The organism is Pseudomonas sp. HP_01 (genome assembly GCF_055284355.1).
Genome location: NZ_JBTOPV010000024.1, coordinates 1 through 14,474, shown reverse-complemented (window position 1 = coordinate 14,474; position 14,474 = coordinate 1). Strand labels below are relative to the sequence as shown.

Genomic DNA, 14,474 nt, shown 5'->3' with positions numbered 1-14,474 from the left:
TGCGACGCTATTGTCTTACAAGAAAAGCAAAATGGCAGGACATACGTCCCGCCAGATTTAGGGGTACAAGAGTCTAAAGAGGATCCTGCCCCCAGTCAAGGCAAAGCCCCGATGTCCACAACCACTGGCAACCCCTCGAAACCGGGTTAGACCAATGATCGTGAAAATCGGGGCCCTACTCTCAATTACTGCTTGAGTTCAACGCTTCGGTCAGCGCGGCTTCAACTTCGCTCGCACTTACGCGCATCGGCTTGTCAGCTTCACGGCGACGCTTGCGCTCGCTGTGATATGCAAGACCGGTACCCGCAGGGATCAAACGACCCACGACTACGTTTTCCTTCAGGCCGCGCAGGTAATCGCGCTTGCCGGTAACCGCCGCTTCGGTCAGTACGCGGGTGGTCTCCTGGAAGGAGGCCGCCGAGATGAACGATTCGGTGGACAGCGAGGCCTTGGTGATACCCAGCAACACACGAGTGAATTTGGAAACAAATTTCTCGTCAGCTGCCAAGCGCTCGTTTTCAACCAGTACGTGCGTCAACTCCATCTGGTCGCCCTTGATGAAGCTGGAGTCGCCCGACTCAGCGATCTCGACTTTACGCAGCATCTGACGAAGGATCGTCTCGATGTGCTTGTCGTTGATCTTCACGCCTTGCAGGCGGTAAACATCCTGGATCTCGTTGACGATGTATTTCGCCAGCGCGCTGACACCCAGCAGACGCAGGATATCGTGCGGATCGCTAGGACCGTCGGAGATAACCTCACCACGGCTGACCTGCTCACCTTCGAAGACGTTCAGGTGACGCCACTTGGGAATCAGCTCTTCGTACGGATCGGTACCATCGTTTGGTGTTATAACCAGACGGCGCTTGCCCTTGGTCTCTTTACCAAACGCAATCGTACCGCTGACTTCAGCCAGGATCGATGCCTCTTTAGGGCGACGCGCTTCGAACAAGTCGGCAACGCGTGGCAGACCACCGGTGATGTCACGTGTCTTGGAGGTTTCTTGCGGGATACGGGCGATAACGTCACCAACACCCACTTGCACACCATCCGCAACACCAACGAGGGCGTTTGCCGGTAGGAAATACTGAGCAGGTACATCGGTACCAGGCAGCAGCAGATCCTTACCATCAACACCAACCATCTTGACCGCAGGACGAATGTCTTTACCTGCTGCAGGACGATCTTTGGCATCCAGTACTTCGATGTTGGTCAAACCGGTCAATTCGTCGGTCTGGCGCTTGATCGTAATACCTTCCTCCATGCCCACGTAGGTCACGGTACCTTTCATCTCTGTGACGATTGGGTGAGTGTGCGGATCCCACTTGGCCACGATGGACCCAGCGTCGACCTTGTCACCTTCCTTCACCAGAATCACAGCGCCGTAAGGCAGCTTGTAACGCTCGCGCTCACGCCCGAATTCGTCGGCAATTGCCAGCTCACCAGAACGCGAAACCGCAACCAGGTGACCGTCAAGACGCTCAACGTGCTTCAGGTTATGGAGACGAACGATACCGCCGTTCTTGACCTGAACACTGTCCGCAGCAGAAGTACGACTTGCGGCACCACCGATGTGGAATGTACGCATAGTCAGCTGGGTACCCGGCTCACCGATCGACTGCGCAGCGATAACGCCGACAGCTTCACCGATGTTCACCTGGTGGCCGCGAGCCAGATCACGGCCGTAGCACTTGGCGCAGATACCGAAACGCGTTTCACAGCTGATCGGAGAACGTACGATCACTTCGTCGATGCTGTTCAGCTCGATGAATTCGACCCACTTCTCGTCAACCAGCGTGCCGCCTGGAACGATCACATCTTCAGTGCCAGGCTTGAATACGTCACGGGCGATAACTCGACCCAGTACGCGTTCGCCCAACGGCTCGACAACGTCACCGCCTTCAATGTGCGGCGTCATTACCAGACCGTGCTCGGTACCGCAGTCAACCTCGGTAACGACCAGATCCTGAGCCACGTCCACCAGACGGCGAGTCAGGTAACCGGAGTTCGCGGTTTTCAACGCGGTATCCGCAAGACCCTTACGAGCACCGTGAGTCGAGATGAAGTACTGAAGTACGCTCAGACCTTCACGGAAGTTCGCAGTGATCGGCGTCTCGATGATCGAGCCATCCGGCTTGGCCATCAGACCACGCATACCTGCCAGCTGACGAATCTGTGCAGCGGAACCCCGCGCACCAGAGTCGGCCATCATGTACATCGAGTTGAAGGATTCCTGGTCAACGGTCTCACCGTGACGGTCGACAACCTTCTCTTTCGACAGGTTCGACATCATCGCTTTCGAGACTTCATCGTTGGCCTTGGACCAGAGGTCGATCACCTTGTTGTACTTCTCGCCCTGTGTAACCAGGCCGGACGCGTACTGACTTTCGATCTCTTTCACTTCATCGGTTGCGGCGTCGATGATGCGAGCTTTTTCATCAGGGATAACGAAGTCGTTAACGCCGATGGAGACACCCGAGATCGTCGAATAAGCAAAACCGGTGTACATCAACTGGTCAGCGAAGATAACGGTCTCTTTCAGGCCAACCACGCGATAGCACTGGTTGATCAGCTTGGAGATCGCCTTCTTCTTCATCGGCTGGTTGACGACGTCATAGGACAGGCCGGCCGGAACCACCTGGAACAGCAACGCACGGCCAACGGTTGTGTCGACGATACGAGTGTTCTTGACGCTGCCACCGTCACGGTCATTGACCGTTTCGTTGATGCGCACTTTTACTTTCGCATGCAGTGCGGCTTCGCCGGCACGGAACACACGGTCAACTTCCTGCAGATCCGCGAACACACGACCTTCGCCTTTGGCGTTGATCGCTTCACGGGTCATGTAGTACAGACCCAATACAACGTCCTGCGATGGAACGATGATTGGCTCACCGTTCGCTGGCGACAGAATGTTGTTGGTCGACATCATCAACGCACGCGCTTCGAGCTGAGCTTCCAGCGTCAGCGGCACGTGAACGGCCATCTGGTCACCGTCGAAGTCGGCGTTGTATGCCGCACAGACCAGCGGGTGCAGCTGGATCGCTTTACCTTCGATGAGAACCGGCTCAAACGCCTGAATGCCCAGACGGTGAAGCGTCGGCGCACGGTTCAGAAGCACTGGGTGTTCGCGAATGACTTCGGCGAGAACGTCCCAAACTTCTGGCAGCTCGCGCTCAACCATTTTCTTGGCAGCTTTGATGGTGGTTGCGAGACCACGCATTTCGAGCTTGCCGAAAATGAACGGCTTGAACAGCTCCAGTGCCATCTTCTTCGGCAGACCGCACTGGTGCAGACGCAGGGTCGGACCTACGGTAATGACCGAACGGCCAGAGTAGTCAACACGCTTACCGAGCAAGTTCTGACGGAAACGGCCCTGCTTACCCTTGATCATGTCAGCCAGGGACTTCAGAGGACGCTTGTTCGAACCAGTGATGGCACGACCGCGACGACCGTTATCGAGCAGCGCATCGACAGCTTCCTGCAGCATGCGCTTTTCGTTACGCACGATGATGTCAGGAGCAGACAGATCAAGCAGGCGCTTCAAACGGTTGTTACGGTTGATCACCCGACGATAGAGATCGTTGAGGTCAGAGGTCGCAAAACGACCACCATCCAGTGGAACCAGTGGACGCAGGTCTGGCGGCAGAACCGGCAGAACGGTCAACACCATCCACTCTGGAAGGTTGCCGGAACCCTGGAAGGCTTCCATCAACTTCAGACGCTTGGACAGCTTCTTGATTTTAGTCTCGGAGTTGGTTTGCGGAATCTCTTCGCGCAGACGGCCAATCTCGTGTTCCAGATCAATAGCGTGCAGCAGCTCGCGGACAGCCTCGGCACCCATGCGGGCGTCGAAGTCATCACCGAACTCTTCGAGGGCTTCGAAGTACTGCTCGTCGTTCAGCAGTTGCCCTTTTTCGAGCGTGGTCATGCCCGGATCGATAACGACATAGCTCTCGAAGTAGAGAACGCGTTCGATATCACGCAGGGTCATGTCCATCAGCAAGCCGATACGGGACGGCAGCGACTTCAAGAACCAGATGTGAGCTACCGGCGATGCCAGTTCGATGTGAGCCATGCGCTCACGACGGACCTTGGCCAGTGCGACTTCAACGCCACACTTCTCGCAGATGACGCCACGATGCTTCAAGCGCTTGTACTTACCGCACAGGCACTCGTAATCCTTGACCGGGCCAAAGATCTTGGCGCAGAACAGGCCGTCACGCTCTGGTTTGAACGTACGGTAGTTGATGGTTTCCGGCTTTTTAACTTCACCGAACGACCACGAACGGATCATCTCAGGCGATGCCAATCCGATACGGATGGCGTCGAACTCTTCGACTTGACCCTGGTTTTTCAGCAAATTCAGTAGGTCTTTCAAGGCCTTTCCTCCTGGCGGAGCAGAGGGCAGTCATACAGACCCACCCTCGATTCGCGTCACGTGTTATTCGGTTTCCAGATCGATATCGATACCGAGCGAACGGATTTCTTTGATCAACACGTTGAAGGACTCGGGCATGCCCGGCTCCATACGGTGATCGCCGTCCACGATGTTCTTGTACATCTTGGTACGGCCGTTCACGTCGTCCGACTTCACTGTGAGCATTTCTTGCAGAGTGTACGCCGCGCCATATGCTTCCAGCGCCCAGACTTCCATCTCCCCGAAACGCTGACCACCGAACTGAGCCTTACCACCCAGCGGCTGCTGGGTGACCAGGCTGTACGAACCAGTGGAACGCGCGTGCATCTTGTCGTCCACCAAGTGGTTCAGCTTCAGCATGTACATGTAGCCAACGGTGACCGGACGCTCAAACTTGTTACCGGTACGGCCGTCGAACAGCTGCATCTGGCCACTGTCCGGCATGTCCGCCAAGCGGAGCATTGCCTTGATTTCGGATTCCTTGGCCCCGTCGAATACCGGGGTAGCCATTGGAACGCCGCCACGCAGGTTCTTCGCCAGATCCAGAATTTCCTGATCAGACAGGTCATCAAGATTTTCTTGACGGCCGCCAATCTCGTTGTAGATCTCGTTCAGGAACTTGCGCAGCTCAACAACTTTACGCTGCTCTTCGAGCATCCGGTTGATCTTCTCGCCCAACCCTTTAGCCGCGAGGCCCAGGTGGGTTTCGAGAATCTGACCAACGTTCATACGCGAAGGTACACCCAACGGGTTGAGGACGATATCTACCGGCGTACCGTTGGCATCGTGCGGCATGTCTTCAACCGGCATGATCACGGAGACCACACCTTTGTTACCGTGACGACCGGCCATCTTGTCGCCCGGCTGGATGCGGCGGCGGATCGCAAGGTAGACCTTGACGATCTTCAGCACGCCTGGAGCAAGGTCATCGCCCTGCTGCAGCTTGCGCTTCTTGTCTTCGAACTTGTCGTCCAGCAGACGGCGGCGATCAACGATGTACGCCTGAGCTTTCTCGAGCTGCTCGTTCAGCGCATCTTCGACCATGCGCAGCTTGAACCACTGACCGTGTTCCAGACCGTCCAGAACTTCGTTGGTGATTTCCTGCCCTTTTTTCAGGCCGGCACCACCTTCAGCTGTACGACCCACCAGTGCAGAACGCAGACGCTCGAAGGTTGCGCCTTCAACAATGCGGAACTCTTCGTTCAAGTCCTTGCGGATCTCGTCGAGCTGACTTTTCTCGATGGACAGAGCACGGGCATCGCGCTCAACGCCGTCACGAGTGAAGACCTGGACATCAATGACAGTGCCTTTGGTACCGGTAGGTACGCGCAGGGATGTGTCTTTAACGTCGCTCGCTTTTTCACCGAAGATTGCGCGCAGCAGCTTCTCTTCCGGAGTGAGTTGGGTCTCGCCTTTCGGAGTGACCTTACCTACCAGAATGTCGCCAGCGCCTACTTCCGCGCCAACATAAACGATACCGGCTTCGTCCAGCTTGTTCAGTGCCGCTTCACCCACGTTAGGGATGTCAGCAGTGATCTCTTCAGGCCCGAGCTTGGTATCACGCGCCACACAGGTCAGTTCCTGAATGTGGATCGTGGTGAAGCGGTCTTCCTGAACAACACGCTCGGACAGGCAGATGGAGTCTTCGAAGTTGAAGCCGTTCCACGCCATGAACGCGATGCGCATGTTCTGGCCCAGCGCCAGCTCACCCATGTCGGTGGACGGGCCGTCAGCCATGATGTCGCTGCGCTGAACGCGATCACCCTTGCTCACCAGCGGACGCTGGTTGATGCAGGTGTTCTGATTCGAACGCGTGTATTTGGTCAGGTTGTAGATGTCGACACCGGCTTCGCCTGTCTCAACTTCGTCATCTGCAACACGAACCACGATGCGGCTGGCGTCTACTGAGTCGATCACGCCGCCACGACGGGCCACGACGCAAACGCCGGAGTCGCGAGCAACGTTGCGCTCCATGCCGGTACCGACCAGCGGCTTGTCAGCGCGCAGGGTTGGTACAGCCTGACGCTGCATGTTCGAACCCATCAACGCACGGTTGGCGTCGTCGTGCTCAAGGAACGGGATCAGCGATGCTGCAACCGAAACAACCTGCTTCGGCGAAACATCCATCAGGGTGACGTCTTCCGGCGCCTTGACGGTGAACTCGTTCAAGTGACGAACAGCAACCAGCTCGTCGATCAGGATCTTCTTGTCGTTCATTGCCGCAGAAGCCTGGGCAATAACGTGATCCGCTTCCTCAATAGCCGAGAGGAAAACGATTTCGTCAGTTACCAGAGCGTCTTTAACCACACGATACGGGCTCTCGAGGAAGCCGTACTGGTTGGTGCGCGCATAAGCAGCCAAGGAGTTGATCAGACCGATGTTCGGACCTTCAGGCGTTTCAATCGGGCATACACGACCGTAGTGAGTCGGGTGTACGTCACGAACTTCAAAGCCAGCACGCTCACGCGTCAGACCACCAGGGCCGAGTGCAGAGACGCGACGCTTGTGAGTGATCTCGGACAGCGGGTTGTTCTGGTCCATGAACTGGGAAAGCTGGCTGGAACCGAAGAACTCTTTCACCGCCGCCGCAACAGGCTTGGCGTTGATGAGGTCCTGAGGCATCAGGCCTTCGCTTTCCGCCATTGACAGACGCTCTTTGACCGCGCGCTCAACACGTACCAGACCTACGCGGAACTGGTTCTCGGCCATCTCGCCTACGCAACGAACGCGACGGTTACCGAGGTGGTCGATGTCATCGACGATGCCTTTACCATTGCGGATGTCGACCAGGGTCTTCAGCACAGCAACGATGTCGTCTTTATGCAGAACGCCCGAACCTTCGATTTCAGTACGACCGATACGACGGTTGAACTTCATCCGACCTACAGCCGACAGATCGTAGCGCTCTGGACTGAAGAACAGGTTGTTGAACAAGGTCTCGGCAGCATCCTTGGTAGGCGGCTCACCGGGACGCATCATCCGATAGATTTCGACCAGGGCCTCAAGCTGATTGCCAGTCGAGTCGATCTTCAGGGTGTCGGATATGAACGGACCGCAGTCGATATCGTTCGTGTACAGCGTCTCGATACGAACAACCTGAGCCTTGGCAATTTTTGCCAGGATCTCGGTGTTCAGCTCGGTATTGCACTCGGCAATGATTTCACCGGTCGCAGGATGCACAATCGCTTTGGCGCTGGTGCGGCCGATGACGTAATCGAGCGGAACTTCAAGGGTCTTGATGTTTGCTTTTTCGAGCTGGTTGATGTGGCGAGCCGTGATACGACGGCCTTGCTCAACAATCACCTTGCCCTTGTCGTCCAGAATATCCAGAACGGCAATTTCGCCACGCAGGCGCTGAGGCACCAACTCCAGATTCAGATTCTCGCCCTGAACGTGGAATACGTTGGTGGTGTAGAAGGCATCCAGCACTTCTTCGGTGGTGTAACCCAGCGCACGGAGCAGAACCGATGCAGGGAGTTTGCGGCGACGGTCGATACGTACGAAGACACAGTCTTTCGGATCGAATTCGAAGTCCAGCCACGAACCACGGTAAGGAATGATACGAGCCGAGTACAACAGCTTCCCAGAACTGTGCGTCTTGCCGCGGTCGTGGTCAAAGAACACGCCCGGGGAACGGTGCAGCTGGGAAACGATCACTCGTTCGGTACCGTTGATAACGAAGGTACCGTTCTCAGTCATCAGGGGGATTTCACCCATGTAGACTTCTTGCTCTTTGATGTCCTTGATCGCTTTATTCGACGATTCTTTGTCGAAAATGATCAGACGTACTTTTACCCGCAAAGGTACGGCGTATGTCACACCGCGCAGCACGCATTCCTTGACATCAAAAGCCGGTTCGCCCAGACGATAACCCACATACTCCAAAGCAGCATTGCCGGAGTAGCTGATGATCGGGAAAACAGATTTGAAGGCCGCATGCAGGCCCACGTCGCGGAACTGATCTTTAGTCGCTCCCGCTTGCAAGAATTCACGATACGAATCCAGCTGGATGGCCAGGAGGTAAGGCACATCCATGACGTCCGGCAACTTGCTAAAGTCCTTGCGGATACGTTTTTTCTCAGTATATGAGTAAGCCATCAGCGTTCCCCAGCTTGGTCACCTGCTTGTTTGGCTCCTCCCGACGGGAGCAGCCAGAAAAATCTTGCGAACCCCATGGTTCGCGCCACCGTTCGAGGTGGGTAGATCACGTAATCAGCGCTAACCGAATCAGCTGCCAACAACGGAAAAAGGCCGGTGGCAGAAGCCACCAGCCATCAGCCTTTCGCTTAACGCTTGGGCTGGAAACGCAAAGTCGATGCTTACTTCAGCTCGACTTTAGCGCCTGCTTCTTCCAGAGTAGCCTTGGCTTTGTCAGCAGCGTCTTTAGCTACTGCTTCCAGGACCATTGCTGGTGCGCCGTCAACGACTGCCTTGGCTTCTTTCAGGCCCAGACCGGTCAGCTCACGAACTGCTTTAATGACGTTAACTTTCTTCTCGCCAGCTTCCAGCAGCATGACGTTGAATTCAGTTTGCTCTTCAACAACGGCGGCAGCAGCAGCTGGGCCAGCAGAAGCAGCAGCAGCGCTAACACCGAATTTTTCTTCGAATGCTTTGATCAGCTCTACAACCTGCAGAACGGACATTTCAGCTACGGCGTTGAGGATATCGTCTTGAGAGATAGACATGACTCTAATTCCTGAATTGGGGGACGGCCTACGCGACCATCGAAATAAACAAAAATACGCGAGAGGAAGTGCCAGCCCTTAAGCTGCAGCGGCTTCTTTCTGTTCGCGAATGGCCGCCAGAGTACGAGCGAGCTTGCTGGTAGCGCCTTGAATCACGCTCATCAGCTGCGAAATCGCTTCGTTGCGGGTCGGCAGTGTTGCCAGTACGTCGATCTGATTAGCTGCGAGGAACTTGCCCTCGAACGCAGCTGCCTTGATCTCGAACTTATCCTGACCTTTAGCAAACTCTTTGAACAAACGGGCAGCAGCGCCGGGATGTTCATTTGAGAAAGCGATCAAGGTCGGGCCGGTGAACACATCGTTGAGGACACTGTATTCAGTATCAGCAACGGCGCGCTTGAGCAGGGTGTTACGCACAACACGCACGTATACGCCAGCTTCACGAGCCTCTTTACGGAGTCCGGTCATCGCGCCTACTGTCACACCGCGGGCATCAGCCACAACAGCAGACAGAGCGTTTTTGGCAGCCTCGTTGACTTCAGCGACGATGGCCTTCTTGTCTTCGAGTTTAATTGCCACGGGTTTAACTCCTGCTTGTTACCGTTTCATCTGACCTAGGCCGGATGTCGTTTTGGTGTCTGATTCGGTAAGGAACCGGGAGCACCATCTGCGTAGGCTTGAGGTTTAAGGCTTTCGCCGCCTACGGTCTTGGATAGCCCCCGCCAGGCAGGGACCCCAATTTTCGCAACGGCGCGGTTACCCGCGCCATGCCAGTCTTACGCGTCCAACGAACCTTGGTCGATGACCAAGCCTGGGCCCATAGTGGTGCTCAGTGTTACGCGCTTGACGTAGATACCTTTCGACGAAGCTGGCTTGATACGCTTCAGATCAGCGATCAGCGCCTCAACGTTCTCACGCAGCTTGTCTGCTTCGAAGCCGACCTTGCCAACGGAAGTGTGGATAATGCCGTTTTTGTCGGTGCGATAACGAACCTGACCAGCCTTGGCGTTTTTAACGGCAGTGGCTACGTCTGGAGTAACAGTACCGACCTTAGGGTTAGGCATCAGGCCGCGTGGACCCAGGATCTGACCCAACTGACCAACAACACGCATTGCATCCGGGGAAGCAATAACGACGTCATAGTTCAGATCGCCGCCCTTCATTTCAGCAGCCAGGTCGTCCATACCAACGCGATCAGCGCCGGCAGCCAGAGCAGCTTCAGCAGCTGGACCCTGAGTAAATACCGCTACACGAACGGTCTTACCAGTGCCGTGTGGCAGCACGGTAGCGCTACGTACGACCTGGTCGGATTTACGAGGATCAACACCGAGGTTCACTGCAACGTCTACAGACTCGCTGAACTTCACTGTCGACAACTCAGCCAGCAGAGCAGCGGCTTCGTTGAAGTTGTACGATTTGCCAGCTTCAACCTTGGAAGCGATAGCCTTTTGGCGCTTAGTCAGCTTAGCCATTACACACCCTCCACGTTAAGGCCCATGCTACGAGCGGAACCGGCGATGGTGCGCACGGCGGCGTCCATATCAGCAGCGGTCAAGTCGGCATTTTTTGCCTTGGCGATTTCTTCAAGCTGAGCACGGGTTACGGTGCCAACTTTTACGGTGTTCGGACGAGCCGAGCCGCTGGTCAGGCCAGCTGCTTTTTTCAGCAGTACCGAAGCCGGGGTGCTTTTGGTTTCAAAGGTGAAGCTGCGGTCACTGTAAACAGTGATGATCACAGGAGTCGGCAGACCTGGCTCAATACCCTGAGTACGGGCGTTGAACGCTTTGCAGAATTCCATGATGTTCACGCCGTGCTGACCCAGTGCAGGACCTACAGGCGGGCTAGGGTTAGCCTGAGCGGCTTTCACTTGAAGCTTGATGTAAGCGGTAATCTTCTTGGCCATGAGGCACTCCAATTACGGGTTCTAGCGCCTCGAAAGGCTCCCCGGTTACTTGCGCGTTTATCCCGGTGACGAAAAAACCCCACAGCCCAGGGCTGCGGGGTATGGGATTCTGAGCTCAGTTACGCCTTTTCGACCTGACTGAACTCTAGCTCCACCGGGGTGGAGCGTCCGAAAATGAGCACCGCCACTTGGATCCGGCTCTTCTCGTAGTTGACTTCTTCGACAGTACCGTTGAAATCAGCGAACGGACCGTCTGTAACACGGACGACTTCGCCCGGCTCAAACAGAGTTTTTGGCTTCGGCTTGTCGCTGCCGTCAGCAACGCGACGCAGGATAGCCTCAGCTTCTTTATCGGTAATAGGCGCAGGCTTGTCCGCCGTGCCACCGATGAACCCCATGACACGAGGAGTATCCTTGACCAGGTGCCAAGTACCCTCGCTCATGTCCATCTGGACAAGCACATAGCCAGGGAAGAATTTGCGCTCGCTTTTGCGCTTCTGGCCGTTACGCATCTCTACTACTTCTTCAGTAGGGACCAGAATTTCGCCGAAGCCATCTTCCATGCCTGCAAGCTTTACACGCTCAACAAGAGAGCGCATGACATGCTTCTCGTAACCCGAGTAGGCATGCACTACGTACCAACGCTTAGCCACGGGACACCCTTAGCCGACAATCAAGGAAACAAGCCAGCCGAGCAGGGAATCTAAACCCCACAACAGCAGCGCCATGACAAGAACGACCGCAACCACAATCAGAGTGGTCTGAGTAGTCTCTTGACGCGTAGGCCACACGACTTTACGAATCTCAGCGCGAGCTTCCTTGGCCAAAACAAAGAAAGCCTTACCCTTCCCCGTCTGCAGAGCCACATAGGCTGCCACAGCGGCGATAACAAGCAGGGCAAGAACGCGATACAGGATTGGTTGCGCGGAGTAGTATTGATTTCCAACGACACCCACGACCACTAGAAGCACTACTACAAGCCACTTCACGAGATCAAAACGGGAGTCTTGGGCTTCAGCCTTTGGATTCATCTACTAAAATCCTGTGAAAAGAAAGCCAGACACTTTAGAGAATCTGGCAGGTCAGGAGGGAATCGAACCCCCAACCTACGGTTTTGGAGACCGTCGCTCTGCCAATTGAGCTACTGACCTAAAAGCAAAATCAGGCCGAACATTATGCGGACCTGACAGGAAGATTTCAACAGCAACTCGAAAAGTACGCACTGCGCAAATCGACCCGCTGCAGCACTACCTCACCAAGCCCTTGAAAAACTTGGAATTCGTAGCGCCTAAAACAAAGGCAGATACTTGCATATCTGCCTTAGTAATGGAGCTCTTGAGCGGATTTGAACCGCTGACCTCACCCTTACCAAGGGTGTGCTCTACCAACTGAGCTACAAGAGCAAAACACATCGCACAACCAGAAAAACTTGGAGCGGGTAGCGGGAATCGAACCCGCATCATCAGCTTGGAAGGCTGAGGTTCTACCACTAAACTATACCCGCTGAGCTTTGCTGCTTACGCTCAAAATTTGGTGGAGGGGGAAGGATTCGAACCTTCGAAGTCGTAGACGTCAGATTTACAGTCTGATCCCTTTGGCCGCTCGGGAACCCCTCCTAAGCGAGGCAGCATTCTATATCATGCCACCCTTCTGTCAATCTTTTTCTCAATAAAAACTTGAGGTTACAAGCATTGACTCTCGCAACACCAGTACTTATCAATTGATCTGCACTGCGAAGCGGGCGCCATTCTATTCAAACTATTCTACGGTTGCAATGCCTTCACACGACATTATTTCATTTTTTAGCGTGGGGAAATCCCTACGGAGCTCGGCGATCAACGCCTCGCTGATCAGCCGCCGGCTAGCAGGCGCAATTTTCACCCAGTAACCGCCGCCTTGCAGGTCCAGGCGTTTCCCAAAGCGAGCATCTATATCCAAAGCAACAAGGCGCTGCTCGAGAAGCGCCGCCTCAGCCTGCTTGGTGCTACCTCCAACGTAGAGGCATTTCTCTTGATCTGCAGTGGTGTGCGCATTACCACCACCCAATCCTGACTCGCTTAGTAACCGAATATCCTGGCCATATGCTCGATGAGTTAGCAGCGGCTCAACCTCTTTAGGGCGTAGCGGCGCATCCTGCTGATGCCATACAAAATAAAGACCGTTCAACATCAGTACTAACAACAACGTCCAAGGCATACCCACCTCATAAACGATACGCATCCGGATGCATGCCTACCTACTGACTGCGATTTGAACCCTAATCACCCTTGAGCCTGAGACTCACTTCCCCGCCGCTGAAATGCTCCTCACGCCCGCCAACCTCAAGACGTAACGCTCCATCATCACCAACCCCCATAACAACGCCTTGAGTGATCGTCGCACCTGCGGTAAGAGCAACCCCGAGGCCTTGCCATAAGTGCTTGTCTTCCCAATCTCTCCGGTAGGCTGCAAAACCCTTTTCTTGATGCCCAGCAAGATAGGCGCTGAGATTTCGACTGAGGGCGCAGGCAACGTTGTTCCGGTCCTGGAGATGTCCCAGCTCGAGGCCCAATGAAGTCCAGGCCTGGTCGACGTTACTGGATTCACGCATGTTGATATTGATCCCAATACCAATCACTACGTGGCATACATTGGCGGGATCGCCAGTTACCTCGAGCAGCACTCCCGCGACTTTCTTGCCGCCAACCAGAACGTCGTTAGGCCACTTCAACCCCGCGTCACGAATACCGAGCTGTCGCAGGGTATCTACTACTGCAAGCCCTACGACAAGGCTAAGACCGTCGAGCCGGCGCGTCCCTCCATCCATCCGCAGCGCGAGGCTGTAATAGAGATTTTCAGCAAAAGGACTTATCCACTGACGGCCACGCCTGCCGCGGCCCGCCGTCTGCTGCTCTGCAAGAACCAGGCAAGGAAGAACAGCGCCTGAATTCGCCACTCGCATGGCTTCAGCATTCGTCGAGTCGATCGTTTCGTGGATGCTGCACGCCCAACCCAGCTCAGCGTGCCCACCACGTAGCGCCTCATCGTCCAGCAAGGACAGCGGCGACGCCAAACGATACCCACGACCGCGCACCTTGTAAATTTCAATGCCGATGTCAGTCTGCAGCTGCTGCAGCTTCTTCCAGACGGCGCTCCGACTGACGCCCAGCGCAAGCCCTAGATCCTCGCCAGAGTGAAACGCCCCGTCTTCAAGTAGCTTTAGCAACGTATGCATGAGTGAGACTGCCTGGTAGTAAGACGCGCATGATAGCGATACAACCGACCTACGCAAGAGTCATCACCAATACTCAGACAGGAGCCGAGCAGCTCTCATGCGCTAATCCTGGGAAGGATGGATACCAACTTTTTCGCGCGCAAAAACAAAACCCCATCTGCTTTCGCAAATGGGGTTTTGGAATTTAATCTTGACGATGACCTACTCTCACATGGGGAAACCCCACACTACCATCGGCGATGCATCGTTTCA

General features: G+C 55.1%; 10 protein-coding genes and 4 tRNA genes. All 14 read right to left on the bottom strand.

Annotated features, from left to right (window positions below; genetic code table 11):
- Positions 1-181: 181 nt before the first annotated feature.
- Entirely contained in the window at positions 182-4,381 is a 4,200-nt protein-coding gene (gene rpoC / locus ACYAR8_RS14890; RefSeq protein WP_108121483.1) for a DNA-directed RNA polymerase subunit beta', read from the bottom strand.
- A gap of 63 nt (positions 4,382-4,444) precedes the next feature.
- Positions 4,445-8,518, bottom strand: coding sequence for a DNA-directed RNA polymerase subunit beta (gene rpoB / locus ACYAR8_RS14885; protein WP_074891745.1), 4,074 nt, complete (start codon positions 8,516-8,518; stop codon positions 4,445-4,447).
- 221 nt (positions 8,519-8,739) lie between these two features.
- The gene (rplL, locus tag ACYAR8_RS14880; RefSeq protein WP_019409897.1) at positions 8,740-9,105 is read right to left on the bottom strand and encodes a 50S ribosomal protein L7/L12; all 366 of its coding nucleotides are present in this window, start codon (positions 9,103-9,105) and stop codon (positions 8,740-8,742) included.
- A gap of 78 nt (positions 9,106-9,183) precedes the next feature.
- Entirely contained in the window at positions 9,184-9,684 is a 501-nt protein-coding gene (gene rplJ / locus ACYAR8_RS14875; protein ID WP_074891743.1) for a 50S ribosomal protein L10, read from the bottom strand.
- Positions 9,685-9,881: 197 nt separating this feature from the next.
- Positions 9,882-10,577: a 50S ribosomal protein L1 gene (gene rplA, locus ACYAR8_RS14870; RefSeq protein WP_065988464.1), complete on the bottom strand. Its 696-nt coding sequence runs from the start codon at positions 10,575-10,577 to the stop codon at positions 9,882-9,884.
- The gene (rplK, locus tag ACYAR8_RS14865) at positions 10,577-11,008 is read right to left on the bottom strand and encodes a 50S ribosomal protein L11 (RefSeq protein WP_037017696.1); all 432 of its coding nucleotides are present in this window, start codon (positions 11,006-11,008) and stop codon (positions 10,577-10,579) included. Before rplK ends, rplA begins: the two co-directional genes overlap by 1 nt.
- A gap of 119 nt (positions 11,009-11,127) precedes the next feature.
- Entirely contained in the window at positions 11,128-11,661 is a 534-nt protein-coding gene (gene nusG, locus ACYAR8_RS14860; protein WP_103392788.1) for a transcription termination/antitermination protein NusG, read from the bottom strand.
- A gap of 9 nt (positions 11,662-11,670) precedes the next feature.
- Positions 11,671-12,039, bottom strand: a complete 369-nt coding sequence (secE, locus tag ACYAR8_RS14855; RefSeq protein ID WP_037017694.1) for a preprotein translocase subunit SecE — start codon at positions 12,037-12,039, stop codon at positions 11,671-11,673.
- A 44-nt stretch (positions 12,040-12,083) separates the two neighbouring features.
- Positions 12,084-12,159 (bottom strand) — tRNA-Trp (locus ACYAR8_RS14850).
- A 176-nt stretch (positions 12,160-12,335) separates the two neighbouring features.
- Positions 12,336-12,411: transfer RNA gene (locus ACYAR8_RS14845), tRNA-Thr, on the bottom strand.
- Positions 12,412-12,438: 27 nt separating this feature from the next.
- A tRNA-Gly gene (locus ACYAR8_RS14840) sits at positions 12,439-12,512 on the bottom strand.
- A 27-nt stretch (positions 12,513-12,539) separates the two neighbouring features.
- Positions 12,540-12,624: transfer RNA gene (locus ACYAR8_RS14835), tRNA-Tyr, on the bottom strand.
- A 142-nt stretch (positions 12,625-12,766) separates the two neighbouring features.
- The gene (locus tag ACYAR8_RS14830; RefSeq protein ID WP_463580320.1) at positions 12,767-13,204 is read right to left on the bottom strand and encodes a hypothetical protein; all 438 of its coding nucleotides are present in this window, start codon (positions 13,202-13,204) and stop codon (positions 12,767-12,769) included.
- A 61-nt stretch (positions 13,205-13,265) separates the two neighbouring features.
- Entirely contained in the window at positions 13,266-14,222 is a 957-nt protein-coding gene (birA, locus tag ACYAR8_RS14825) for a bifunctional biotin--[acetyl-CoA-carboxylase] ligase/biotin operon repressor BirA (RefSeq protein WP_463580302.1), read from the bottom strand.
- Between the last annotated feature and the right edge of the window lie 252 nt (positions 14,223-14,474).